General features: G+C 64.0%; 22 protein-coding genes. 14 read left to right on the forward strand and 8 right to left on the reverse strand.

Going from position 1 to position 24281, the window contains the following annotated elements; translation table 11 throughout:
• Positions 1-7: 7 nt before the first annotated feature.
• On the reverse strand, positions 8-856 hold the full coding sequence (locus tag AB0L82_RS05655) for an SAM-dependent methyltransferase (RefSeq protein ID WP_364631512.1): 849 nt from the start codon (positions 854-856) through the stop codon (positions 8-10).
• A 168-nt stretch (positions 857-1024) separates the two neighbouring features.
• Here AB0L82_RS05655 and AB0L82_RS05660 point away from each other — a divergent pair, with 168 nt between their 5' ends.
• Both AB0L82_RS05660 and AB0L82_RS05665 read left to right on the forward strand, forming a co-directional pair.
• Entirely contained in the window at positions 1025-2269 is a 1245-nt protein-coding gene (locus tag AB0L82_RS05660; protein WP_364631515.1) for a glycosyltransferase family 4 protein, read from the forward strand.
• Complete coding sequence (locus tag AB0L82_RS05665) at positions 2266-4362, forward strand: glycogen debranching N-terminal domain-containing protein (protein ID WP_364631518.1); 2097 nt, start codon at positions 2266-2268, stop codon at positions 4360-4362. The genes AB0L82_RS05660 and AB0L82_RS05665 overlap by 4 nt, the downstream gene beginning before the upstream one ends.
• 153 nt (positions 4363-4515) lie before the next feature.
• Here AB0L82_RS05665 and AB0L82_RS05670 read toward each other — a convergent pair whose 3' ends face one another.
• Positions 4516-5484, reverse strand: coding sequence for a sigma-70 family RNA polymerase sigma factor (locus AB0L82_RS05670; protein ID WP_364631520.1), 969 nt, complete (start codon positions 5482-5484; stop codon positions 4516-4518).
• A gap of 461 nt (positions 5485-5945) precedes the next feature.
• On the reverse strand, positions 5946-7463 hold the full coding sequence (locus tag AB0L82_RS05675; protein WP_364631523.1) for a methyltransferase: 1518 nt from the start codon (positions 7461-7463) through the stop codon (positions 5946-5948).
• 213 nt (positions 7464-7676) lie between these two features.
• Here AB0L82_RS05675 and AB0L82_RS05680 point away from each other — a divergent pair, with 213 nt between their 5' ends.
• The 7 genes from AB0L82_RS05680 to AB0L82_RS05710 all read left to right on the forward strand — a co-directional run bounded on the left by AB0L82_RS05680 (position 7677) and on the right by AB0L82_RS05710 (position 12337).
• A complete protein-coding gene (locus tag AB0L82_RS05680; protein WP_364631526.1) occupies positions 7677-8015 on the forward strand; it encodes a DUF485 domain-containing protein in 339 nt (112 codons plus the stop codon).
• On the forward strand, positions 8012-9616 hold the full coding sequence (locus AB0L82_RS05685) for a cation acetate symporter (protein WP_364631529.1): 1605 nt from the start codon (positions 8012-8014) through the stop codon (positions 9614-9616). Before AB0L82_RS05680 ends, AB0L82_RS05685 begins: the two co-directional genes overlap by 4 nt.
• Before the next feature lie 125 nt (positions 9617-9741).
• The gene (locus AB0L82_RS05690) at positions 9742-10170 is read left to right on the forward strand and encodes a hypothetical protein (protein ID WP_364631532.1); all 429 of its coding nucleotides are present in this window, start codon (positions 9742-9744) and stop codon (positions 10168-10170) included.
• Positions 10167-10949 carry a F0F1 ATP synthase subunit A gene (gene atpB / locus AB0L82_RS05695; RefSeq protein WP_364631535.1) on the forward strand — a complete coding sequence of 261 codons (783 nt, stop codon included), beginning with the start codon at positions 10167-10169 and terminating at the stop codon, positions 10947-10949. Before AB0L82_RS05690 ends, atpB begins: the two co-directional genes overlap by 4 nt.
• Before the next feature lie 44 nt (positions 10950-10993).
• On the forward strand, positions 10994-11251 hold the full coding sequence (locus tag AB0L82_RS05700; protein ID WP_364631538.1) for a F0F1 ATP synthase subunit C: 258 nt from the start codon (positions 10994-10996) through the stop codon (positions 11249-11251).
• A 7-nt stretch (positions 11252-11258) separates the two neighbouring features.
• Positions 11259-11765: a F0F1 ATP synthase subunit B gene (locus tag AB0L82_RS05705; protein ID WP_364631541.1), complete on the forward strand. Its 507-nt coding sequence runs from the start codon at positions 11259-11261 to the stop codon at positions 11763-11765.
• Entirely contained in the window at positions 11765-12337 is a 573-nt protein-coding gene (locus AB0L82_RS05710) for a hypothetical protein (protein ID WP_364631544.1), read from the forward strand. The genes AB0L82_RS05705 and AB0L82_RS05710 overlap by 1 nt, the downstream gene beginning before the upstream one ends.
• Positions 12338-12363: 26 nt before the next feature.
• On the opposite strand, the gene AB0L82_RS05715 is transcribed toward AB0L82_RS05710, so the two are convergent.
• Positions 12364-13089 (reverse strand): VOC family protein, encoded by a 726-nt coding sequence (locus AB0L82_RS05715; RefSeq protein WP_364631547.1) that lies wholly within the window; start codon positions 13087-13089, stop codon positions 12364-12366.
• Complete coding sequence (locus AB0L82_RS05720; protein ID WP_364631550.1) at positions 13086-14081, reverse strand: helix-turn-helix domain-containing protein; 996 nt, start codon at positions 14079-14081, stop codon at positions 13086-13088. The genes AB0L82_RS05715 and AB0L82_RS05720 overlap by 4 nt, the downstream gene beginning before the upstream one ends.
• A 104-nt stretch (positions 14082-14185) precedes the next feature.
• On the opposite strand from AB0L82_RS05720, the gene AB0L82_RS05725 reads away from it, so the two are divergent.
• Positions 14186-15511, forward strand: a complete 1326-nt coding sequence (locus AB0L82_RS05725; RefSeq protein ID WP_364632804.1) for an MFS transporter — start codon at positions 14186-14188, stop codon at positions 15509-15511.
• Here AB0L82_RS05725 and AB0L82_RS05730 read toward each other — a convergent pair.
• Entirely contained in the window at positions 15482-15832 is a 351-nt protein-coding gene (locus tag AB0L82_RS05730) for a DUF3099 domain-containing protein (protein ID WP_364632806.1), read from the reverse strand. The genes AB0L82_RS05725 and AB0L82_RS05730 overlap by 30 nt on opposite strands.
• A gap of 163 nt (positions 15833-15995) precedes the next feature.
• On the opposite strand from AB0L82_RS05730, the gene AB0L82_RS05735 reads away from it, so the two are divergent.
• Positions 15996-16226, forward strand: coding sequence for a DUF3039 domain-containing protein (locus tag AB0L82_RS05735; RefSeq protein WP_364631553.1), 231 nt, complete (start codon positions 15996-15998; stop codon positions 16224-16226).
• Positions 16227-16721: 495 nt separating this feature from the next.
• Positions 16722-16916 carry a hypothetical protein gene (locus tag AB0L82_RS05740; RefSeq protein ID WP_364631556.1) on the forward strand — a complete coding sequence of 65 codons (195 nt, stop codon included), beginning with the start codon at positions 16722-16724 and terminating at the stop codon, positions 16914-16916.
• A gap of 153 nt (positions 16917-17069) precedes the next feature.
• On the opposite strand, the gene AB0L82_RS05745 is transcribed toward AB0L82_RS05740, so the two are convergent.
• The gene (locus tag AB0L82_RS05745; protein ID WP_364631559.1) at positions 17070-17288 is read right to left on the reverse strand and encodes a hypothetical protein; all 219 of its coding nucleotides are present in this window, start codon (positions 17286-17288) and stop codon (positions 17070-17072) included.
• Positions 17289-17436: 148 nt separating this feature from the next.
• Between AB0L82_RS05745 and AB0L82_RS05750 the strand changes: the two genes are divergently transcribed.
• Both AB0L82_RS05750 and AB0L82_RS05755 read left to right on the forward strand, forming a co-directional pair.
• Positions 17437-21303 carry a HEAT repeat domain-containing protein gene (locus tag AB0L82_RS05750; protein ID WP_364631562.1) on the forward strand — a complete coding sequence of 1289 codons (3867 nt, stop codon included), beginning with the start codon at positions 17437-17439 and terminating at the stop codon, positions 21301-21303.
• A 264-nt stretch (positions 21304-21567) separates the two neighbouring features.
• Positions 21568-23244, forward strand: coding sequence for a hypothetical protein (locus AB0L82_RS05755; RefSeq protein WP_364631565.1), 1677 nt, complete (start codon positions 21568-21570; stop codon positions 23242-23244).
• 92 nt (positions 23245-23336) lie between these two features.
• On the opposite strand, the gene AB0L82_RS05760 is transcribed toward AB0L82_RS05755, so the two are convergent.
• Complete coding sequence (locus tag AB0L82_RS05760; protein ID WP_364631567.1) at positions 23337-24224, reverse strand: hypothetical protein; 888 nt, start codon at positions 24222-24224, stop codon at positions 23337-23339.
• Positions 24225-24281 lie beyond the last annotated feature (57 nt).

Here is a 24281-nt window from a genome sequence, read left to right on the forward strand (position 1 = left end):
GCGCCGATCAATGGCCCAGTCGGGTGACCGCCGTGTACGGCCAGTCGCCGGGCGCGCGGGGATCGGGCTGCGGACCCTCGAGCGCGGCGCGGTGCAGCGGGGTGGTGAGGCGGCCGAATCGGTTGGCGCCCGCCGCTATCGGTTCGAGGTATTCGACTGTCCAGCCCTGGGTTTCGAAAAAGGCGATGCCGTCCGCGGGGAGGAATCGCATGGGGGACTGTTCGAGCAGCCCGACCTTGCGATCGGCCATCAGCTTGGCCACCCCGGGGGTGCTGAGTTCGAGGCACCAGCCCGCTACTTCGGGACGGGTGAAGGACTTGGACAGGGCTATGACATCGGATTCGGGCAGATACATGAGCAGCCCCTCGGTCACGATGAGGGCCCGCCCGATATCCGCGAGGGCGGAATCCAGGAAGACCGCCAGCGCGTCCGAATCGGTGAGATCGATTGCGGTGCGGCTCAATCGGCACGCGGGGGTCTCGGCGGCCAGCAGGGTGTTCTTCTCCGCGATCAGCCCCGGGAGATCGGCTTCGATCCAGCGCAATTCGGCGGGCAGGTCCATGCGGTAGGGGCGGGTGTCCAGGCCCGCACCGAGATTCAGCACGGCATCGCAGCCCTCGGCGACAGCGGTGGCGATCTGGTCGTCGATCAACCTGGTGCGGGTCACGAAGTACCAGTCGTCATCGAGTTTGCGCCCGGCCGCCGCGGCGATCTCACGGCCGCGCTCACCCGCGAGGCGATCGGCCAGCGGATCGCGGAACAGCGCGTCGGGCCGGGCCGATTCGGCGGCCCGGCGGGCAGCCACCCAGCGCGCGGTATCGGATACGTGGTTCACCAGTGGTTCGGCGGATGCCATCTGCCCGACTCCTTCGCCCGCCCGGCGGTCTGCGGGCGTCCCCAGTCAGTTCTAGAGGACACCGGCGGCCACCGCCAGCGGGGGATGTTTGCGATTGGATTGCCGAGGTAATAGATACGTCGATTGGCTTTCGATATTCATTCAGACCTCAACGACGAGGAGATTGGAATGACTTTCGAACTCTCGGCCGAATACTCCGCACAGCCCCTGCATATAGTGCTGGTCGCGCCACCCTACTTCGATATTCCACCCGCCGGCTACGGCGGCGTCGAGGCTATGGTGGCGACGCTCGCCGATTCGCTGGTCGATCGAGGACACCGGGTGACGCTGCTCGGCGCGGGTCGCGCCGGGACCAAGGCGCGGTTCATCCGGGTCTGGGACGAGGTGCTCACCGCGCGCCTCGGTGAAACATTTCCCGAAGTCGTGAATGCTATGAAAGTGTGCCGGATCATCGAGGAACTCCATGCCGAGGACCCGGTGGACATCGTGCATGACCACACCTTCGCGGGTCCGCTCAACGCGGCGGCCTATCGGCTGCTCGGCATCCCGACCGTGGTGACGGTGCACGGTCCGGTCGATGCGGATATGCGCGAGTACTACGAATCCTTCGACCGCAGTGCCCACCTGATCGCCATCAGTGATCGGCAGCGCGAATTGGCTCCGGGATTGCCCTGGATTGCCCGCGTGCACAATGCGATTCGGCCGGAGGAATGGCCGTTCCGGGCCGAGAAAATGGATTACGGGCTGTTCCTGGGCCGGTATTCGCCGTCGAAAGCGCCCGATCTCGCCCTCGCGGCCGCGCATGCCGCGGGTTTGCGGCTGATTCTGGCGGGTAAATGCAATGAACCGCCGGAGAAGGCGTACTTCGAACAGGCGATCAAACCGCTGCTCACCGCGTCCGATCAGGTTTTCGGCGAGGCCGACGCCATTGCCAAGCGGGAACTGCTGGCGGGCGCGCGCTGTCTGCTGTTTCCGATCCAGTGGGAGGAGCCGTTCGGCTTGGTGATGATCGAGGCGATGGTCTGCGGCACCCCGGTGATCGCCCTGCGCGGCGGTGCGGTCGCGGAGGTCATCGAACACGGTGTCACGGGCTTCATCTGTGAGGATCCCGCGGAATTGCCCGCGGCCATCGACCGGGCCGGGGAGATCGATCCGTACGCCTGTCGCGAGCGGGTGGAGCGGCTCTTCGCCGCCGATCACTTCGTGCGCGGTTACGAAGCGGCCTACCACGGCGCCATGGACGACGGAATGGATCGCACTCCCTCGCGAGTCGCGGACTACCGCAGCGTGATTCACACCGCGAAGGTCGCCGCCGAAACCGCCGCCCGGGCGGTGCCGGACGCCGTCGCCGGTGCGGTGCCGGATGCCGTCGCCATGGCCGTGCCCGATACCGCCGCAGTGAGCCGCCGATGAGCATTTTCAACGCCGGGCCTCCATCACCGGTAGACGGTCGCGGGATCGTCACCCTGGTGGAGGCCGGATCCTTCTGTCTCTCCGACCAATTGGGCGATATCCATCCGGGTACCGCCCAGGGGTTGTTCTACCGGGACGCCCGGCTGCTCTCCCGCTGGGAACTGCGGCTGGACAGCCATCCGCCGGAACACCTCGCGGTCATGATGGCGGAGGCGTTCCGGGCCCGCTTCGTGACCCGCAAACCGCCCAATCACGGTGTCGCCGACGCCACGGTGCTGGTGCTGCGCCGCCGCATGATCGGCGAGGGCATGCGCGAGACCATCACGGTGCACAATCTCGGCGACGAGGACACCGCCATGACCGTCACGCTCGCCGCGGACTCCGATTTCGCGGATCTGTTCGCGGTGAAGGACGGCCGAGTGCACAGCGGCGGTTGTGAACTCGCCGCGGACCAGGGCATGCTGCGGCTGACCGACCGCGCCAATTCCGGGCGCGGCCTCGTCATCACCGCCACCGAAGACCCTGTCGCACAACCGGGTTCGCTGAGCTGGCATATCGTCGTCCCGCGGCGCTCCACCTGGCAGACCGTGGTGCTGTGCCAGCCGATCGTCGGACATCATCCCGTCGTGGTGAATCTGGACGACGATTCGAATGACAACCCGTCCAACAAGATTCGGCAGTGGCGCGCCACCGCCACCAGCCTCACCGCCAGCGGTGCGGGCCTGAACGCCATCCTGCAGCGCACCGAGCGGGATCTCGGCGCACTGCGTATGGACGATCCCGACAACGGCACCGCGTACGTGGCCGCGGGCGCGCCCTGGTTCATGGCCCTGTTCGGCCGCGACAGCCTGCTCACCTCGTGGATGGCACTGGTGCTGGATTCGGCGCTGGCCTTGGGAACGCTCCGGCAGCTGGCGAAACTACAAGGCACACAGCACAATCCGCTCACCGAGGAGGAACCCGGCCGCATCATGCACGAAATGCGGCACGGTCCGGGCGGCGATGCGGTGCTCGGCGGCAGCGTCTATTACGGAACCGCCGACGCCACACCGCTTTTCGTCATGCTGCTGGCCGAATGCCTGCAATGGGGCGTGGACCGCTCGGCCATCGCCGAACTGCTGCCCGCCGCGGACGCCGCGCTGGCCTGGATCGACGAATACGGGGACAGCGACGGTGACGGATTCGTCGAATACCGCCGCAAAACCGATCGCGGACTGGCCAATCAAGGCTGGAAGGACAGCTGGGACGCCATCAGCTTCAACGACGGCCGCCTGGCCGATCCGCCGCTCGCGCTCTGCGAGGTGCAGGGCTACGTCTACGCCGCGCGCCTGGGCCGGGCCGATCTGGCCGACGCGTTCGGCGACACCGCCCTGGCCCAACGCCTGCGCGCCCAGGCACAGGACTTGAAACAGCGCTTCGATCAAGCCTTCTGGATGCCCGCGGAGAACCGTTACGCCCTCGCCCTGGACGGTACGAAACAACAGGTCGATACGGCCACCAGCAATGCGGGCCACTGCCTGTGGACCGGCATCGTCGAGGACGAGCGCGCCGAGGCGCTCATCGCGAGCCTCGGCGGCGCCGACTTGGACAGCGGATTCGGCTTGCGCACACTGTCTTCCACCGCCCGCCGCTACAACCCGATGGGCTATCACACCGGTTCGGTCTGGCCGCATGACACCGCGATCGTGGTCGCCGGACTGCTCCGCTACCGCCACATTCCGGGGGCGTTCGAACTGGCCGAGCGCCTGTCGGTGGGCCTGCTGGAGGCGATCGCGGAATTCGACGCCCGCCCGCCCGAACTTTTCTGCGGCTTCCCTCGCCCCGAATTCCATTCCCCCGTCCCGTACCCGACCTCCTGCTCACCGCAGGCCTGGTCCAGTGCCGCACCGCTGCTGCTGATGCGCTCATTCCTGGGTCTCACGCCGGATGTGCCCAATCGGACGCTCACCGTCGCGCCCAGACTCCCGGCGCGGGCGGGCTGCATTCGCCTCTCGGATCTGCGCCTGGGCGCCGCCGTGGTCACCATCGAGGCGCATGGCGAAACCATCACCGTGCGGGGCCTGCCGGACGACTGGCGACTCATTCAGGCATAGCGGCAGCAGCACAGCGAACCGCCAGCCGACTCGCGTTTTCCGGAGGGGGACAACGGAATACGGGAACCGGCTGGCGTATCTCGGACCGGCGCCTCGTATGACGGCCCGAAGAGGGAGCAGCGGCCGAACGGAAAACCGTTCGGCCGCTTGATATCAGCTCGCGTAGGCGCGCAGTCTGTCGGCGCGCTCACCCTTGCGGAGCTTGGACATGACCTCGCGTTCGATCTGACGGACGCGCTCGCGGGACAGCCCGAAGAGCTTGCCGATCTGATCGAGGGTGCGCGGCTGGCCGTCGTCCAGACCGTAGCGCAGCCGGATGACCTGCTGCTCACGCTCGTCGAGGGTGGCGAGCACCACTCGGACGTCGCGATGCAGCAGACCCGCGATCACCGCGGATTCGGCCGAGGTGGCCTCGGAATCCTCGATGAAATCGCCGAGCGGGGCCTCTTCGTCATTGCCGACCGGCATATCCAGCGATACCGGATCGCGGCTGTGGTCCAGCAGATCGGCGATCTTCTCCTGCGGGATACCCGATTCGCGGGCCAGTTCGGCATCGGTGGCCTCGCGCCCGAGCTGCTGATGCAGTTCACGCTTGATCCTGGCGAGCTTGTTGACCTGCTCCACCAGATGCACGGGCAGCCGGATGGTGCGACTCTGGTCGGCCATACCGCGGGTGATCGCCTGACGAATCCACCAGGTGGCGTACGTCGAGAACTTGAAGCCCTTGGTGTAGTCGAATTTCTCCATGGCGCGAATCAGACCCAGGTTGCCCTCCTGGATCAGGTCCAGCAGCGGCATACCGCGGCCGGTGTATCGCTTGGCCAGAGAAACCACGAGGCGCAGGTTGGCTTCGAGCAGGTGCTGGCGGGCGGACTGTCCTTCGCGAACCAGGATCGCGAGATCCTTCTTCTTGGCCGCGGACAATCGCTTACCGGTCTCCAGCAGGTGCTGAGCGTAGAGGCCCGCCTCGATGCGCTTCGCCAGCTCGACCTCGTCGGCGGCCGTGAGCAGCGCGGTCTTGCCAATGCCATTCAGGTACACGCGTACCAGGTCGGCTGCCGGGCTCTGGGCGTCGAGGTCCTGTTCGCTGATGCGCACGTCAGTGGTGGCGGGGCTTGTCATGACTTGCCTCCTGTCGGTGGTGTCTCGCTCCGTTCAACGGACCCGACATCAGGAAAGTTCCCAGCGATGGCGCTTATAAACCGTATCTGAGCTGCGGTTTCCGCTATCGACGGCTGAGAAGTTCCTGAGAAGGGCGTACAGTGCGGAACTTCGGAACCCGATCGGCGGCCATTGTTATCCGGGTGGTTGCCGCCGCCGGAACCCGAACTTCGGAGCGCGGCAATCGAATACGTGTGTACGGGCCTTGCCCTGCCGCTGGTCGTTCGAGTCTCTGTGTAACGATCCGCAGGTCGGAGGCATTCCAGAGGTACCCGCCGGTTGAGATCCAAACGTGAGATATCTCACGGAGATCAGATAAACGCCAGGTCACGGCGCGGAAACGAACCGGCCGCCGAGCGGAGTGCGTCGGCGGCCGGAAGTCGGACCCGGGGCTGAGGTGTCAGCGCGGATGGACAGGTGCGTCAGCGCGGATGGATCAGGCCGTGCCGGACCAAACCGACCACCACGCCCAGTACCGCGGACTCGAATTCGGGGGTGGCCGCGCCGCCGGTCTCGCTGAAGGCCAGCAGTTCCACCAATTCACTCAGCGGCAGCCCGTCCGGGCGCATACCGGCCAGCAGTGCGGCGGTGGTGTCATCCACCTCGTGCTGCCACAGCGGACCGTCGCCGCGGTGCAGGCGCGCCACCTGCTGCTCCCAGCCTTCGGCCCCGGGAAGGTAGACGCGTTCCAGCGCGCTCTTGGAATCGACTTCGAAACGGCTCGCCAGCACCAGGTCCGGATCGGTGGCCACCGCGCGCAGCCACGCCGAGCGCTCGAAATAGCGGCTGGCCTCATTGCCCAGCGGATCCTCGAAGGGATGGGTGAGGTCCTCGGCCAGGATTTCGGTGGGGCCTTCTATATCGCGCAAATAGACGACACCGAAGCCGATACCGTCGACCTTGGCGTCGGTGAACGCCTGCAACCAGCGCTCGGCCTGTTCCTGCGCCTGCGGTTCGCGCGGATCCAATCCGGCGTCGCGCAACCAGGTTCCGACGTACAGCGCGGGATCGGCGATATCGCGCTGCACGATCCACGCGTCCACCCCCTGATCGGGCAGCCAGCTCGATACCCGCGCACGCCAGTCCTCACCCTCCACGTGCACCCAGGAAGCCAGCAGCGCGGCCGTGCCGCCGGGGTTCAGCATGGCGGGCATACCGGAGATGACGAGTTCGCTCGCACCGTCCATGGCGAGGCCGCTATCCCTGTATGTGTGCTCGACGCGCGCCGGGCCGACCACGAACGGGGGATTGGCGACCACCTGATCGAAGCGGCGGCCCGCGACCGGCTCGTACCAGGAGCCCTGTCGCAGTTCGATATCCAGGCCGTTGAGCGCGGCGGTGGCCTCGGCCAGCCAGAGCGCGCGCTTGTTGAGATCGGTGCCGGTGACCTGCTTGCCGTACGACGCGGCGTGAATGGCCTGCACGCCGCAGCCGGTGCCGAGATCGAGCACGGTGCCGACCGGACGGGTCGGGGTGGCGCGCAACAGTGAGAGGGATGCCTGGCCGACGCCGAGCACGTGATCGGTGTCCAGGGTCCGGCGGCGCATGGAGTCGTCGAGGTCGGACAGCACCCAGCGGGTGCCGTCACCGAGATCGAGCGGGCGCAGATCCAGTGCGGGACGGATATCGCCGCCATCGCGTTCGAGCAGTCCGGCCGCGACCGCGCGGTCGATATCGACCGGGGCCAGCGCGGCGGCCACCTCGCGCTCGGGCATGGCGTCGCCGAGCAGCAGCAGGCGTACCAGCGTGCCGAGTTTCCCGGCCGCGCGGGCGGCGCGGCGCACGGGCACCGGTTCGGAGCGCCAGAGCGCGGCATGCGCCTCGTCGCCCAGGACTTCCAGGAGGGAGTCGGAGTCGTAGCGGACTCGGGTCAGCGCGGTGCGCAGATCGGGGGCTAGGTCGGCGAGCAGGGACGAGGCGGTCGTCTGATTCGTCGGCATGAGTGCGAACTCTGCCACCGCAATCTTCGGGCATCTCCGGGCGGTCCCGATTCGCGCGTCGCATCCACGGGTTCGCCGATTGTGCGCCAGCGCCGCGGCGCGTGAATTCCCGCTCACTTCAACATCATTGAACGATCTCACCTGCGGTTATTCCGACCGCTCGGACCGATATTCGTTGCTACTGTGACCTGGTTCACAAGGGAGGTATCGCGGATGACATCCGATATCGAGACCGGCGGACCCGAGCCGGACTGGCAGCAGATCTACGACAGCCCCGAATTCCAGCGACTACGCCGGCGCTTCCGGCTCTTCGTCTTCCCCATGGCCGCACTGTTCCTCGCCTGGTACGCGCTGTACGTACTGCTCGCGGACTACGCGCACGATTTCATGGCCACCGAGGTCGCCGGGAATATCAACCTCGGGCTGATTCTCGGCCTGCTGCAATTCCTCTCGACCTTCGTCATCACCGGCGTGTACGTGCGCTTTGCCGAGCGCAGGCTGGATCCGATCGCCGATGCGATCAGGGATGAAGTGGAAGGTCCGCGCGCATGACCGTATATATGGCGGCGGCCGTCGAGGGCAGCCGGCCGGGGCTGAACATCACCATCTTCGCGATCTTCGTGGTCATCACGCTGGGCATCGTGTTGTGGGCCAGCCGCGATACCCGAACGGCCACAGACTATTACGCGGCCGGGCGGGCGTTCTCCGGACCGCAGAACGGGATCGCCATCTCCGGCGACTATCTGTCCGCCGCCAGCTTCCTCGGTATCGCGGGGGCCATCGCGCTGTCCGGCTACGACGGCTTCCTCTATTCCATCGGATTCCTGGTGGCCTGGCTGGTAGCGCTGCTGCTGGTCGCCGAATTACTGCGCAACACAGGCAAATTCACGCTCGGCGATGTGCTGGCCTTCCGGATGCGACAGCGTCCGGTGCGGGCCGCGGCGGCCACCTCCACGCTCGCGGTGAGTCTGTTCTATCTGCTCGCGCAGATGGCGGGCGCGGGCGTGCTGGTATCGCTGCTGCTCGGCGTATCCGGCGGTGCGGGACAGAATCTCGTGATCGCGGTGGTCGGCGCGATCATGATCGTGTACGTGCTCGTTGGCGGTATGAAGGGCACCACCTGGGTGCAGATCGTCAAGGCGGCGTTGCTGATCGGGGCCGCCGGTGCCATGACGGTCTGGGTGCTCGCCAGGTACGGGATGAACCTGTCCAGCCTGCTGCAGGACGCGGTCGATCACGGCGGCAAGGTGGGGGAGAAGCTGCTCGAGCCGGGGGTGAAGTACGGCAAGAACGGGACGTCCAAACTCGACTTCCTTTCTCTCGCACTGGCTCTGGTGCTCGGCACGGCGGGTCTGCCGCATGTGCTGATGCGCTTCTATACGGTGCCGACGGCCAAGGACGCGCGGCGGTCGGTGGTCTGGGCCATCGGGCTGATCGGCGTCTTCTACCTGTTCACCCTGGTGCTCGGCTACGGTGCGGGCGCACTGGTCGGACCGGAGAAGATCGCCAAGGCGCCGGGTAAGGAGAATGCCGCCGCACCGCTGCTCGCGCTCGAACTCGGTGGTCCGGTGCTGCTGGGATTCGTTGCGGCCGTGGCCTTCGCGACGATCTTGGCGGTGGTCGCCGGGCTCACCATCACGGCCTCGGCCTCGTTCGCGCACGATGTGTACGCCAATGTCATCAAGCGCGGCAGTCCCGATGCCAAGGACAATGAGGTGACGGTCGCGCGCATCACCGCGGTGGTGATCGGTGCGCTGGCGATCGTGGGCGGCATTCTGGCGAAGAACCAGAATGTTGCCTTCCTGGTTGCCCTGGCGTTCGCGGTGGCGGCTTCGGCGAATCTGCCGACGCTGCTCTACTCGCTGTTCTGGCGGCGTTTCAATACCGCCGGGGCGCTGAGCAGCATCTACGGTGGGCTGGCGGTCACCATCGTGCTCATCGTGTTCTCCCCGGCGGTTTCCGGGACGCCCACGTCCATGATCAAAACCATGGACTTCCACTGGTTTCCGCTCGCGAACCCGGGGCTGGTGTCCATCCCGGTTTCGTTCGCTTTCGGCTGGCTGGGAACGGTGCTTTCCTCGGAACGCAATAATGCGAAGTATGCCGAGATGCAGGTGCGATCCCTGTCCGGCATAGGGGCGGAAAAGAAATAGTAATAAGAGATTAAAGAAATTGTCGCTACGGTGTCGCTGAAAACCGTTCCGGCATTGCAAGATCGAAAAATTCGAAGATCAAAAATACTGCTACGCAACGTGGTTGGGCTGTGTATGCTTCGGTCATGCACAGCCCCACTGCGAGGTGGGATGATGGCGAGGCGGTGTTCCAGGTGGACGTCAACAGGCTCCGAATGCGCCGTGCGACGATTATTGTCGTCGCACTCGGCGTACTGGTCCTTGCGGCGACCGGAGTGTTCGATCGATTGTTGCTCGGCGTATTCATAAGCGCCGGACTGGCTCTCGGTTGGATCAATGCGCAAGTGACGTGGATGTCCATTGTCCGCATCACCGATGCGGAAACTCCGAGCAAGCAGAAGCTCGCATTGTCCTCCGCCGCGCGCTTACTCATACTCACCGGCCTGTCCATTCTCATCGCGTTCTTCACGCGCCCCTACGGGGTCGGAATCTTCTTCGGGCTGGCCGTCTTTCAATTGATTCTGGTACTGCACACCGCATTGCCCGAAGTGAAAGGGCTCCGACAGCAGCCATGAGCCATCCCGTCGCCCAGCTGACCGCAAATATGATCCTGAGCGCCGATGAGGGCTCGGAGCCGAAGATCCACGTCGGTGATCACGCCGTCGCACACCTGTGGGGCCTGGAGTTCAATGTCGACACCATCGTGTCGACCACCGTGGCCGCGCTCATCGTGCTCGGACTCGCCTTCTATCTGCGCGTCAAGCTCACTTCCGGTGTCCCCAACGGTGTTCAGCTGTTCTTCGAGGCCGTCACCGTGCAGATGCGCAATCAGGTGGAGACCGCCATCGGCATGCGCGTCGCCCCCTTCGTGCTGCCGTTGGCGGTCACGCTGTTCACGTTCATCCTGCTGTCCAATTGGTTGTCGGTGCTGCCGGTGCAGTACGGCTCCGGGGAATTGATCGCCCCGCCGGCCTCGGATGTCAACTTCGTGTACGCGCTGGCGCTGTTCGTATTCGTGGCGTATCACGCCGCGGGTGTATCGCGGCGCGGGCCGGGCACACACGCCAAACAATTGCTCAAGGGCCACACCGGTTGGGGCCCCATGGTTTTCATCAATGTGATCGAGGAAATCGCCAAACCGCTTTCCCTGGCCCTGCGACTTTTCGGCAATATGTTCGCCGGTGGCGTCATGGTCGCGGTGATCACGCTGTTCCCGTTCTGGATCAGCTGGGGCCCGAATGCGATATGGAAGTTGTTCGACCTTTTCGTCGGCGCGATCCAGGCATTCATCTTCTCCCTGCTGACCGTCCTCTACTTCAGCCAGTCGATGTCGCTGGAGGATGAAAAGCACTGATCGGCACCGCTGTTCGGTGAGGATTTCCACAAAGGAAGTGAAAAATGGCAGACCCAGCAACCGCGAGTATCATCCAGGGCGCTCTTATCGGCGGCGGCATCATCCTGGCGGGCGGTGCGATCGGCGCTGGTATCGGTGACGGTCTCGCCGGCGCGGCATTGATCAATGGCGTCACCCGGCAGCCCGAGGCGGAAGGCCGCCTTCGCGGTAACTTCTTCCTGACCGTCGGTCTGGTGGAAGCGGCGTACTTCATCAACCTGGCGTTCATGGCGCTTTTCGTATTCGCGACTCCCGGTAAGTAGCGTAATCATGTCTCCGAGAACAGATGTGGAGGCCGCGGGGAACTTCCTGATTCCCAACGGCACCTTCTTCGTCGAGCTGGCGATCTTCCTGATCGTGCTCGGGGTCATCATGTTCTTCGTGGTCCCGCCGATCCGAAAGGTGCTGGCGGAACGGGAGGCTCGGGTCGAAGAGACGGCAGCGACCGCGAAATCGGCGACCGAACTGTTCGCCGAGGCCGAGGCCAGATACCAGACCGCACTGGAACAGGCTCGGTCCGAAGCGGCCGAGATCCGGAACCAGGCGCGTGCCGAAGGCCGGGCAATACTCGAAGAACTCCGTGGCGACGCCAAGAACGAGGTCGATCACATCGTCGCCGAATCCTCGGCACATTTGCGTGCCGAGGCCGATCAGGTCGCCGCCGAACTCCGCGAGGACGTCGAACCGCTGGCCCAGAATCTCGCCGATCGCATGCTCGGCGTGAAGGATAGACCCCGGACCAGCGCCGGTCAGCAGAGAGGCAGGGGGACGCCCTGATGCACACGAACGGCGTACTCGCCGAGGCGATTTACGACATCTCCTTCGATTGGCCGGTGTTCTTCAGCCAGCTCTTCGGGTTCGTCGTCATCGTATGGATCTTCGTGAAATACATCTTGCCACCATTGAAGAAGATAATGACCAAGGCGCAGGACACCGTCCGGCGTCAGCTGGAGGAGAGCGCGGACGCGGCCGATCGGCTGACCGACGCGAAATCCGCCTACGACAGCGCCATCGCCGAAGCCAAGGCCGAACTCGAGCGCATGCGGGCCGACGCCCGCATCGATGCCGATCGCATCATCGCGCAAATGCGGGAGGCGGCGGCCGAGGAAGTCGAACGGGTCCGCAAACAGGGCCGCGATCAGATCCTGCAGTACCGCAGGCAGTTGATGCGCGATCTGGAGGCCGATCTTTCGGCCGCCATGCTGGCTCTCACCGAAGAGAAGGTGCGCGAGCAGATCGGCACCCCGCAGGCCAGGTCCGAGAGCGTGGAGCGTTTCCTCGCCGATCTCGAGGCCCTGGCCAACTCGACCCCGGCCGTGCGGCAGCAGCCGCAGACCGGGTTGAATTGATCAGAAATCGTGTGACATAGACACGGTTAGTCCGGATCCCGGCCGGTCAGGCAGTAGTGCTGACCGGCCGGATCGGTCATTACCAGCCATTCCCGGCCCCACCGCACGCGCCGCGCGCCGAGTTCTTCATGCCAGGTCGCGGTCTTGCCGATATCGTCGCAGGCCAGATCCAGATGCGCGCCGGTCGGGCGGTCTTCGTCCAGGCGTTGCAGCAGCAGTTTCACCGGAAGCGTGAAATCCGTTGTGAGCCTGGAGTATTCGGGCAGTGTGCCGGGCGTCCAGCGCCAGCCGGTGAGCTCGGTCCAGAAGCGGACCTCCTCGGCGTGATCGGCGCGGCCGATATCCAGGCAGACCTGATCCAGTCGGCTGCGATCACCCTCCGGACCGGTGACCACGGGTGAGATGTCACCCTCGTTGCCCGCCGGAGTCAGGCAGAAGATCATTCCGTGCGGCGACTTCAGCACGGTGTAGTCCGGATGTTCGAGAACCGTTGTGGCCCCGAGCTTTTCCGCTCGCACCGCCTCCGCCCGGACATCCTCGACGTCCAGATCCAGATGGATGCGCGGGCCTTCGGGCACGGCCTGCATCTTCACCGAGGGTGCGCCGGAATCCGGTAGCAGCGTGCGGAATTCGGAGTTCTCGCCGCGTTTGGCCGAGAGCGTGCTGCCGGTGATGGTGCGCCAGAACTCCGCGCTCTCGTCGAATCGTGCCGCGGGAGTGTCGATGAACGCCCAGACCCATCGAATCGTCATACCGTCTCCAAACTCTCGCGCTGCCAGTCTTTGCGGAACGTCTTGCGGTAGGTCAGCGGTGGCACCCCGAGTTCGGCGCGCATGTGATGCCGCAGGGAGGCCGCGGTGCCCATACCCGCGGATCGGGCCACCTCGTCGATCGCCAGATCGGTGGTCTCCAGCAGTTGGCGGGCGTGGCGCAGGCGCTGCTGCAATACCCATGCGCCGGGGGCCATTCCGGTTTCGGCCTTGAATCGGCGGGTGAAGGTGCGCACGCTCATGCACGCGTGCGCGGCCAGGGTGTTCAGGTCCAGTTCTCGATGCAAGTGATGCAGCGCCCACAGCCGGGTCGGCGCGGTGCCGTCATTTCCCGGTTCGGGGACGTGCTGTTCGATGAACTGTGATTGCCCGCCCTCGCGCCACGGCGGGACCACGCAGTAGCGGGCGGCGTTATTGGCCACCGCGCTGCCGTGATCGGTGCGGATCAGATGCAGGCACAGATCGATGCCCGCGGCCAAACCCGCTGAGGACCAGATGTTTTCGTCCTGTACGAAGAGCAGGTTCTCATCGAGCCGGACCGCCGGATACAGCGAGCGGAACATATCGGCGAAATTCCAGTGCGTGGTCGCGCGCCTGCCGTCCAGCAGGCCCGCCGCGGCCAGGACGAAAGCGCCGGTGCAGATGGAGACGATGCGGGCGTCCGGGCGAATCGCGCGCAGCGCCTCGGCCAGTTCCGGCGGCAGCATGCCCTGGGTGCGCGGTTCCGCGACTCTGGTGCCGGGCACGATCACCGTATCGGCGCGGGCGAGCAGTTCCGGGCCGAACTTCGGGATCACCAGGAAGCCGTTGGTGCTGGAAATCGGCTGTCCCGCTTGCAATCCGCAGATCTGCACGTCGTAGAGCGGGCGGCCCGATTCGTCCTTGGCCTCGCCGAGCACCAGCGGCGGAATCGTCATATCGAATCCGATCAGCGGTTCCAGCGCCAGTACGGCCACCAGATGCGGTGTGCCCATCACCGGCCTCCTCTCCCTCAACAATGGCCGGATATTGACGCATTGTGTCATTCAGGCCACTCGTTCGCCAGCCCGGAATCCGTCACGCTCGAGCGGTGACCGAACTGCGCTCCGATTCCGATGTCGAATCACCCCGAAGCTCCGCACCCCTGCGCTCCGGCCGCCTGCATCCGGCCTGGATCGTCGCGGCGGTCGGCTTCGTCGCGCTGGTGGGCGCGGCTGCCTTCCGGTCGGTGCCCGGCGTGCTCATGGAACCGCTACATGAGGAATTCGGCTGGTCGCACGGCACCATCGGGGCGGCCGTCTCGGTGAATGTGCTGCTGTACGGCCTGATTTCACCCTTCGCGGCGGCGCTGATGGATCGCTTCGGGATTCGGCGGGTGGTGGCGGGTGCGCTGCTGCTCATCGCCACCGGGGCGGGGCTCACCGTATTCATGACCCAGCCCTGGCAGCTGATGGCCACCTGGGGGCTGCTGGTCGGCGTCGGTGTGGGGTCCATGTCTATGCCGTTCGTGGCCACCATCACCGGGCGCTGGTTCGTGCGGCAGCGCGGGCTGGTGACAGGCGTGCTGACGGCGGCGGGCGCGGCCGGGCAGCTGGTGTTCCTGCCGCTGATCGCACGGCTCGCGGGCGATTACGGTTGGCGCACACCGTCTCTCGTGGTGGCGGGGACCGCGCTGGTGGTGGTGCCGCTGGTGCTGCTGTTCATTCGCGACTATCCCAGCGATATCGGCCGCACCGCGTACGGGGCCGAACCCGGCAGCATGGTCGGCGTGCGTACCCAGGCTCCGGGTGGGGCGGGGCGGGCGCTCACGGTGCTCTTCTCGGTGGCCCGCAAGCCCGTATTCTGGCTGCTGGCAGGTGGTTTCGCGATCTGCGGCGCGTCCACCAACGGTCTCATCGGCACCCATTTCGTGAGTGCCGCCCATGATCACGGCATGCCCGCCACCACCGCGGCCGGATTGCTCGCGCTGGTCGGTGTTTTCGATGTGGCCGGAACCATCGCCTCGGGCTGGTTCACCGATCGCGTGGATTCGCGGTATCTGCTGGTCGGCTACTACTCGCTGCGCGGACTGTCGCTGCTGGTGCTGCCGCTGCTGTTCGGGCCGGATGTGCAGCCGAGCATGTGGGCGTTCATCATCTTCTACGGCCTGGACTGGATCGCCACCGTGCCGCCGACGGTCGCGCTGTGCCGTCAGCATTTCGGCGACGACGGCCCGGTCGCTTTCGGCTGGGTTTTCGCCTCACATCAGATCGGCGCGGCCATCGCGGCCTTCGGCGCGGGCGTGATCCGCGATGTGCAGGGCAGCTACACCATGGCCTGGTTCATCGCGGGCGGATTGTGCGGGCTGGCCGCGCTCATGTCCGCGAGCATTCGCCGCAGGAAGCCCGAGGATGTCTCAGCTGTCGATGGCATTGTGCGGGCGTGAATCGAGCGCCTTCTGATTACGCCGTCCGTCCCAGCGGCTGGGTTCGTCCTTGCTGCGGGGCGGGCGGTCGTTCGCGCCAAGCACCGCGATCCACGGCAGCGGAATCGACACCCCGATGATCAGCAGCGAGATCACCCAGTTGTGCCAGATGCCGTACGCGATCGCCGCGCCCACCAGGCACGGAATCCGGAAAGCCATGATCATCACATAGCGCCGCACCCGATCGCGATGCTGCTGCTCGAGTGACGTCGCCGCCTCGGTGATCAGCGTCGGATGGTCCTTCTCGCCCCGGAAGAACCCCGCCGGTTTGCGCTCCGGCATGGGAATCGAACCGGCGGGAAGGAATTCGACCTCCGGGCGATCATCGCCGCCGGAGACCTCGGCCCCTGATTCGCCATCACGCTGCATACCTCGAGTCTTGCACTCCCGCCTGTCGAATGCACATGCCGGTTGCCGCCCGCCGGTGACCTGGCATCATGGACGGGTGAGCACAGACACCCTGGTACGTCCGGAAACGACCACCGACGAGTCGACCGACAACGACACCCCCAAGGTCTTCCACTACGTGAAGAAGAACAAAATCGCCGAAAGCGCCGTCATGGGCACCTTCGTGCAGGCCCTGTGTGGCGAGGTGTTCCCGGTCACCCGCTCCGCCAAGCCGGGCTCCCCGGTCTGCGAGGAGTGCAAGCGCGTCTACGAAATGATGAAAAAGTGATGCGCTAGGACCAGGCATTTCGCCCGCTCGGTGGGCGTTTTGTGCCTCTGAAGTGCCACTTTGAGTGCCACTTTCAGCCGGTCCGAAAGCGGTCCGCTGGGGTCGAGTCCTTCCTCATCGGTGGGTGGATGACGAAGGAATGACTGTTTCTGCTGGTCAGCGGTCTGTGGACTGCTGACGTGGGCCCCAAAGTGCCATTTTGTGTTCATTCGAACGGATTCGGTGGTTCCGGGACGGGCAGAGTTGTCGACGAGGTAGTGGCAACTCATGAGGTCTGCTCATACGACCGTCTGACAGGCTGGTTTTGAGTGGGCTCGCAGGGAAAGGTCTTTTCGGAGCGCTCGCGCTGAGCTCATCCGCCAGAAGTGGATCGAGGCAGGTGTCGACAATGACGTCACCATCGAACACGAGTTGTAGCTGTCGGATGGGACCTCGGCAGCTAGAGGAAGCCGGATCGATTTTCTCATCCATCACGACGACGGGCACCGGGTCGGCGTGGAGGTCAAGGCCGCAGGCTTGTGGTCCTTTGAGGCCGTACAGGAACAGCTGGTGCGATACGCCGAGACCCGGCAGGTCGATTCGATGCTGCTGTTAACCTCCGACGCCGACATGAGCGAGATCGACTGGCCCCGAGACCTTAAGGTGCCGCTGTTCATCGTCTTGCTCACCGGTCGCCGCGGGCTGCTTTGAACACAGTCTGAGGTGTCGCCCCTGCACCCCGAACAAGCTCGCGACCCGGTTTCCTGCTATCCCTCGCTGCCGCCCCACAAGATCGCAGTCAACGCTGAAACCTGCCGCCCGGCCGCTGACCGAATTCGCCAAAGCTGCATTCCACGCCGGTCCTCAGCGGTTCTCATACGACGACCTGGCAAAGGTCTGGATGACGGTCAGAGCAGCATGCCGCCGCGCCGGCTTGCGTGACCAGATCGCGGGAAGCACGACACCGACCAAGACCACCATCACAAGCAATGCGACCGGCCAAGTGATCACCCCAAGGTTCGGTCCGAGGGTGCAGCCCGCTACTGCGATGGCGGCCACTGACCGGCCGGGAAGCTGCGTCACGGAATCGAGTGAGCGAGAAAGCAGTGGATGTGACATGGATGCCATCCTGAGGGACCGGAGTGGGTGTCCGGTACGTTGTTCGGACACTCCCGGACGGCGCCGGAATGATCAGGGCTCGACTGTCGTGCCTTCGAATTACACTGACTCGGTGTCGGATTCGATGGCAGAGTTCGTCAACCACCTTCGTGGCTTCCGAATTGATTGCGGTGGCCCGTCGTTGCGCGAGATCTCCAGGGCGGCGCGGCAGCGGAAAGACGTGCTACCGGTATCGACCCTCAGTGACAACCTGAAGTCAACGGCCCGTCCACGCTGGCCCTTCGTCGAAGCATTTCTCCACGCTTGTCGTGAAGCCGCCGGTGGGCAGCTCACCGATGCTGAGCTCCGGCGCTGGAGAAGAGAGTGGCACCTGGCCTACGGTGAGCGGATCGGACCACCTGATTCGTCGCGCGCCGCCATCACGCTGACCGCTGATTCAAGGACTTCTGTTGGGCCCGAACCGTTTTTGGTGATGTGTCGAGACTACGTCTCCCGGTTGCAGTTTCGGCTGTCGAGCGTGGATCTGGAAGTCCTGGCCCCGGCCGCAGAGCGTGGCGACCATCCGAGAATGCGGATGGAATCGGTGTTCGTTTCGCCTTCGCTTTGCTTGACCGGTCCACAGCTGGAGCTTCCTCTGGCGTTGCGTCGTGCATTAGTCGAGACCGGCCAAATGCCGCCCGAGGATGCGCCTAGCTTCGTCGATAGACATCATCTTCGTGCCGCTCAACGCAGCCATCACGAGCGCAGACCACGTAACGGCATCGAGCTGCTGGCCGCGCGTCGGCGAGTTGTCATACTCGGGAGTCCTGGCGCTGGGAAGTCGGCTCTCGCACGCTACATACTGCTCGCGATCGCGTCCCGATTCGGCAACCCACCCGCATCTGCCCCGGACATGGCACAAGGACCCGAGACAGTTGTTCTGCCACCACCGATCGCCCAATACTCCGTCATCCCGGCCGCCGACCTGCCAGCGGCCTCCAAAGGTAGATCCAAGACTCACCAATCTTCGGATGGACGCCCTGAAGCCGCCACCGCAACTCGGCGTCCGGCGTTGTCTGGCGAGTGCGAACTGGATCGAATAGTCGAGGCGTGGCCCCGTATCCGGTCGGCGGTGGCCATATACGCCCCAGGGACGCACGCGCTGATGGCCGCAGGACAACCCGATGCCGTGTCTGGGGACGTGCTTGAGCTCAGCCACCAACGCGCCGCGCTTGCTATGAGGCTGGCCCAATCGAGCCACACTCACGCCCTGGAGACCGTGATCGAGCGCATTCTTGGCCATCGCTACGCCGTCCGCTGGCTGTTACCTGAGGATGCCGTCATCGATGATCTGGACGTCGACGACGGTGAAGTCGAGGCGAGGGCCCGCCGCTGGGCGCGTCCGCCCGCGACGCTGGGAGACTTGGTCGGCTGGTTGCCGATATGGATCGAGCTGCGCGCTCTGGCCTCAGTTATATCGCGATACGAGTCTGTCCTGGACTATCTCGACTGCCAGTACCGGAGTGAAGGATTCGGGTTCGTCAAAGCAGACCTGGAGCAGTATCTGCTCACCGATGGTCGTGCGGTTGTCGTCTTCGATGGTCTCGACGAAATCTTTGACACCGAGACACGGCACTGGGCGACCCGACAGATCGAAGGCTTCGCGCACCGATACCCAAGCACACGCATCATCGTCACCTCGAGAATTCTTGGGTACCGGCAAAAACACTTGGCCGACGCGGGGTTCGACCACTTCACCGTCCAGGACCTCACACACGACCAGATCGAAAAGTTCGCCAGGACATGGGCGGCGTCGGTATTCCCACAGGATATTGTGGCTGCCACCGCGATGGCTCAGCGGCTGCTGCGGGCCATCGATCGATCACCGACAACGGCCGAACTTGCTGCAAATCCGATGCTTCTGACCATCCTGGCGTCGGTGTCTCGTCATCAAGAACTGCCGCACGACCGCGCATCGGTTCTCCAGCACGCAGTGACGGTCCTGGTCGACCAGTGGGATACCAGCAAGCTGCTGCCAGACTCCGACATCGAACATAGCTCTGGCCTGACCTTCAATGACAAGCTGCAGCTACTACAACTAGCCGCGCGCCAAATGCACCGCCGCGGCGACCGCGACTCAGGTAACCACTGCACTGCACAAACGTTGGTCGACGCGTTCTGCACTTACCTGCGGGCCGCACTGCAACTGCCAGCGGACCGCGCAGTCCTGCTGGCACGCGCAATGCTGACGCGCTTCCGCGTGCGTAGCTCCCTGCTTGCGCACCTCGGGGGCGAGATCTACGGGTTCATCCACCGAGCATTCCTCGACTACCTCACTGCGGTCGACCTGCATCACCGCTGGATCGACAACGAGCTGACCGACCAGCAGGTCATCAGCCTGTTCCACGACACCGCCGATGACCCGGCCTGGAGCGAGACGCTGTCGCTGCTGGCGACCATGGTCCCCACCGCACTGGCTGCCCTGTTGGCCGCGGACCTGATCAATCACGGAAAGGAGGCACTCACCTATCAGTGCTCCCAAAGCGACAACCCCGATGACTACTTCTGGGAAGAATTCATCCCTACTCCCCACACCCTTCAAGCCCTGACCATCCTCGCGCACCTGCCGAGCCAGTCCCACAACTCCTCGCTCGAACCGCATCGCGCAGCCCTGACCGATGGTGTCATTCGACTGCTGCGCGAAGCAGACCGCGCAGAATCATGGGGAATGCTGGACACGCCTTCGTTTCTCGACACCCTCGCACGCAACACCACGTGGATGGATCGCCCCCGGTATCACCGCTGGTACGAATACTGGTCGCCCGGTGCCGGTCCTTCCCGCGTCAGCGAGGAAGTCTTTCCGGACGACCGCGCGACCAGCTGGCAACTGGCTGCTCGGCTCTATCTCGATCAATGCCACGACCATCAGGTGCTGAACTCACTGACCGATGGCGGAGATCCGATGGTGGCCAGTCTTGCACTGCAACAACTGATCTCGGAATTCGACGAACGGCCCGACACTCAAGAGGGTCTGCTTCGCCACGCCACTGAGCATCCTGTTGCGGAGATCCGTGCGATGGCCGTAAGAGCCCTCGCCGGTTCGCACCTGCATCCTCCCGACATGATCGAGTTGATGCATCGGTACAGCCTCGATTCGAGCGCGCATGTCCGCTTCACAGCGTTCGACGTTCTCGCCGAGAATTGGCAGCACGATAGCGCGACACTCCCGTGCCTGCTGGCTTCGCTGGCTAACGACAGTGACGACGACCTACGGGACGAATTGGCTCGACTGGTGGTCGAACGATGGCCAGAGGACGGTTCGGTATGGCAGGCATTATGTGAACGAGTACTCCACGACACCAGCAGCACAGTCCGCTTGACCGCCATCGAAGCATTGGTCAACTGGATGCCTGAGAACGAACTGCCAGAACCGATCGTAGAGCGCGCCTACGGTGACGAGGATGAAATCAGCGCTGTGGCTGGGCCTGCCTACCAAGTCATGACAGCACGTCGAGTGCTGCGCGACGCTGGAATCAGCATTAACGGAACCGCTGCTACCGTGGCGGGTGTCCACGCTCGAGAAGCGTGGGCACTCGCGCGCGAATCGACGCCCACCGAGACTCTCGAATTCGCTGGAGATGCAGGGGATCTCGATGGGCGCTTTGTCGCCGCTTGCGCCCGGATGGTCGCTGAATATTTCGGAGACGCCATGCCGACCACCGCCTATCTCGCGATACCTGAACAACGCGTGTGGCAGTGTGCGACCTTCGATGGCACACCCGATTATGCGCAGCTGCTAGGCCCCGCGCATCATCGGCGCGGTCTCACGAGACCGATCACGAAATTTGCCATGATCTCAACTGATGGCGCTGCACTGATTTGCGCGAACGTCGACGATCAAAGGGCATATGTCGTCCTGGCCGTCCGCGATGAGAGTCAAGCCGCGAGAGCAGCTGTCATGACCGACGACCTCCGCAGTGCAAGCTTCGATGGCAGTTGAGATCTCGGCGCGTGTTTCCAGGGGCGATGAACAGAGGCAATCGACTTCGCGCTGAAACTCCCAGCAAGGGAGCCGGTTTGGCTTGCAATCACCGCGAGGTGGCGGGTCCCGATGTGTTCGCAAGTCAAGGGCATGTCGCTCACGACAGCCACTGACCTGGGAAACCCGGTGGTGCACACCAATATTCATCGATACTGTCGATCTCTGATGAGGTCGGTCGATAGCGGGCTTCGATTCGGATGAGCCTGCCGGGAGAGGATCCAGGTGCACACAGGTTTAGACGATGCCGCGTTCTTGCCGCAACGAGAACGGCAGATCGCCCGCGGGCATACCGAGCAGTTGTCTCGCTGGATCCACAGTTGGCAAGAGGGAGTGGTTCCCGCCCCGGTCAAAAGCCCTGACCCACAGCCGTTCCTGGCTGTGGCCGACCGCTCGGCCAATTTGTGTGAGCGCTTGCTGACTGTCTTGTCACCGGAGGCGGCGGTCGCGGCCTGGTGGTGGGCGAACAGCGAAGCCCGGATCCGACTGGCGCATCACACTCTGCTGAACCGATTTTTGTGGGTGCTGGCCGTGGGTGCTTCGGGCGACAGCCACGATCCCGCTGTGCTGGAGCGGTACTTCGTTCATGCCGGCCGTTGGTGGGCGGCCGCGAACATTGCTGACGATTACCGTGCACTCACAGAAGGCATGTCTGCGGCCGTCCAGAGTGCACCAGGACGAGAGTTTCTGTCCCGAACGAGTTCGCAGGTCATCCGATACAACTGGGTATCCCGGATGATCTGCACGGAGATCGGGCGACAGATCGAGGCCGATGATCACTACCGTGCAGTGTTGCCTGAATTCACCGCAGCCACAATCGACCGATCCATGGAGATCGCACTACAGTACGGGGCACTGCCCGATGGCAGCGATTTGCAGATCACCCCCTGGACGGACTCGGCATCTGACTTCATTGCCGACAATCTGGCAAGAAGGTCCGGTGAGTTCGCGAAGAAGCGTTTCGTTGACATGGCCTTGTCGCCAGAACTCGAAACCCGGCCTTGGATAGCCTTTGCAGATGGTGTCGCACCCATTGCTCTCGGAACGATCAGGCTCGGCATGGAGCGCGCGCTACTCAAAGCAGTCGACGACAAGCTCCTAAATCACCGCAATAAGGGATCGCATCGACTCGACAAGGGTGAGTTGTACGAACGCGTCAGCCAAGAATGCCTACGGCAGTCGTTCCACCACTTGGTCGGTCCACAGCCTCCACGTCCAATGACAATTGCAATCCCGGGCGAGAACACACCCGACATCGACTGTGCGCTCATCAATCACGGTGTCCAGATCATAGGCGAGGTCAAAGCAATGGAGGTGCCCGAAAACACGAGAAGCGTCGACAGAGCATTCGCGCAGCAGATTTCGAAAATCGTTGACCAGCTTCGTAAACGGCTTGCTGCCTTGGAGAAGGGCACCCCGCTGGTGGATTTTGCTGGCGGCGTACATCGCGGCGGTGTCGATACTGTCGCACTGGGAGTCGTGCTGCATAACTACAGCGGTTCACTGTCATACCCCGAAATGCTGCAGTTGCTTCCTACTGCGGTCGTGGACAAGCGGATCGCCGTGGCCGACTTGCACGCATGGATCATCATCCTGACAACGATGTCTTCGTTCGAGGAACTCCGTGATTATCTCGAATTCCGTTACCGCCTTCTCGATCTCGGCGTCATTTCCAGCGAGGAGTGCGATATGGCTGTCGCTTTCCATAACCTGCAGCACGGCGAAGACGTCATCGACTACTTCCGTAGCAGGCTTCTGGAACATCCGGACCTTGAGGCGTCCTTCTATCTGCAGGGGATGTGGATCTCGGCTGAAAATGCGGTACAGCAGGCACGACCCACCAATCCGGGAGTGTGGAAGAGAGAGTTCTACGATGCAGCGCAAGCGGTCCCGCTGTTGTAGGCCAGACGACGGCTGTCGCCATGCCAGTTTCAGCAAATCGTTTGGGGTGCTGGATGATACTGAAGTTGTGTGATCGAGGTGCGATCAACCGGTTAGGCCAGATTGATGATCTCGTCGAGCGCGGCGCGCGCGGTGCCGAGAAACTCCTTCTGTTGATCCAAGTATGCCCAGCCAGCTGTTTCGGCTCCTGCGGCGGAGCGAGTCTGACCGGTGGAGGTCTGTGCGTATTCTCGTACTTCGTTGATGACCGTGGCGAGAGCATCGATCAATCGTTGTGCCGCTTGGGCGACCTCGGCGGGGCCTTCGAGCATAACCTTGTATGAGGTGTGCTCGGCATGCTTGAAGTGCTGGCGTATCTCGGCCAGGCGAGTCTGGTTTGTGGGTATCGGTTCTGACCGTGGCGAGGAGCATGCCGATAGCCAGCAACAGAAGCCGAGTGGCCGTTCGGAGCTTCCGGTAGCGAAATAGGTGCAGGTGGGAGTGGCGCCAGAGCTCGTCCAAGGCTCCGCGGAGCTGCTGCTCGGGGGCGATTGGTCAACCACTGTCGCTCGGAACTGTTCGAAGGTTGGCCACTCCCGGCTGATGCTGGACAGGCTGTAGAGGGTCGAAGCAGCGGTGCGCGGTGGACTGAAGCGCCGTTCGGAACTGCTCAGCATCACCAGGGCCTGGGTTGCGAAGACGACGGAGCTCCCGACTAGGACGAGCGCACACAACGCTGGCCCGAATGCCCAAATGCTCAGCGGCTTAGCGCCTTTCAGTGAATGGGCAAGCGCTGTTCCGGCGACGACAAGCGTGTTTGCGCTCAAAACCGCACCGGCACGTGTCGAGACCGCCGCTCGGGCAGTCCCTTCGACGTTGTCGCGCTTTGTGATGGAGATGTAGTCGGCATGGGCAGGGTGATCGGGGACAACGCGTTGTACGCCACCATCGTGGATGTCGTTGTGACCGAGCGGAATCTCATGCGAGAGAGTTGAACTCAAGCTCGACCCGGCGGTCCGGACTCCTCGATCTTGACATCCGATATCTGCAGCTCGAAC

Origin of the sequence: Nocardia sp. NPDC052001, assembly GCF_040680615.1 — a bacterium.
Taxonomy (GTDB): Bacteria; Actinomycetota; Actinomycetes; order Mycobacteriales; family Mycobacteriaceae; genus Nocardia.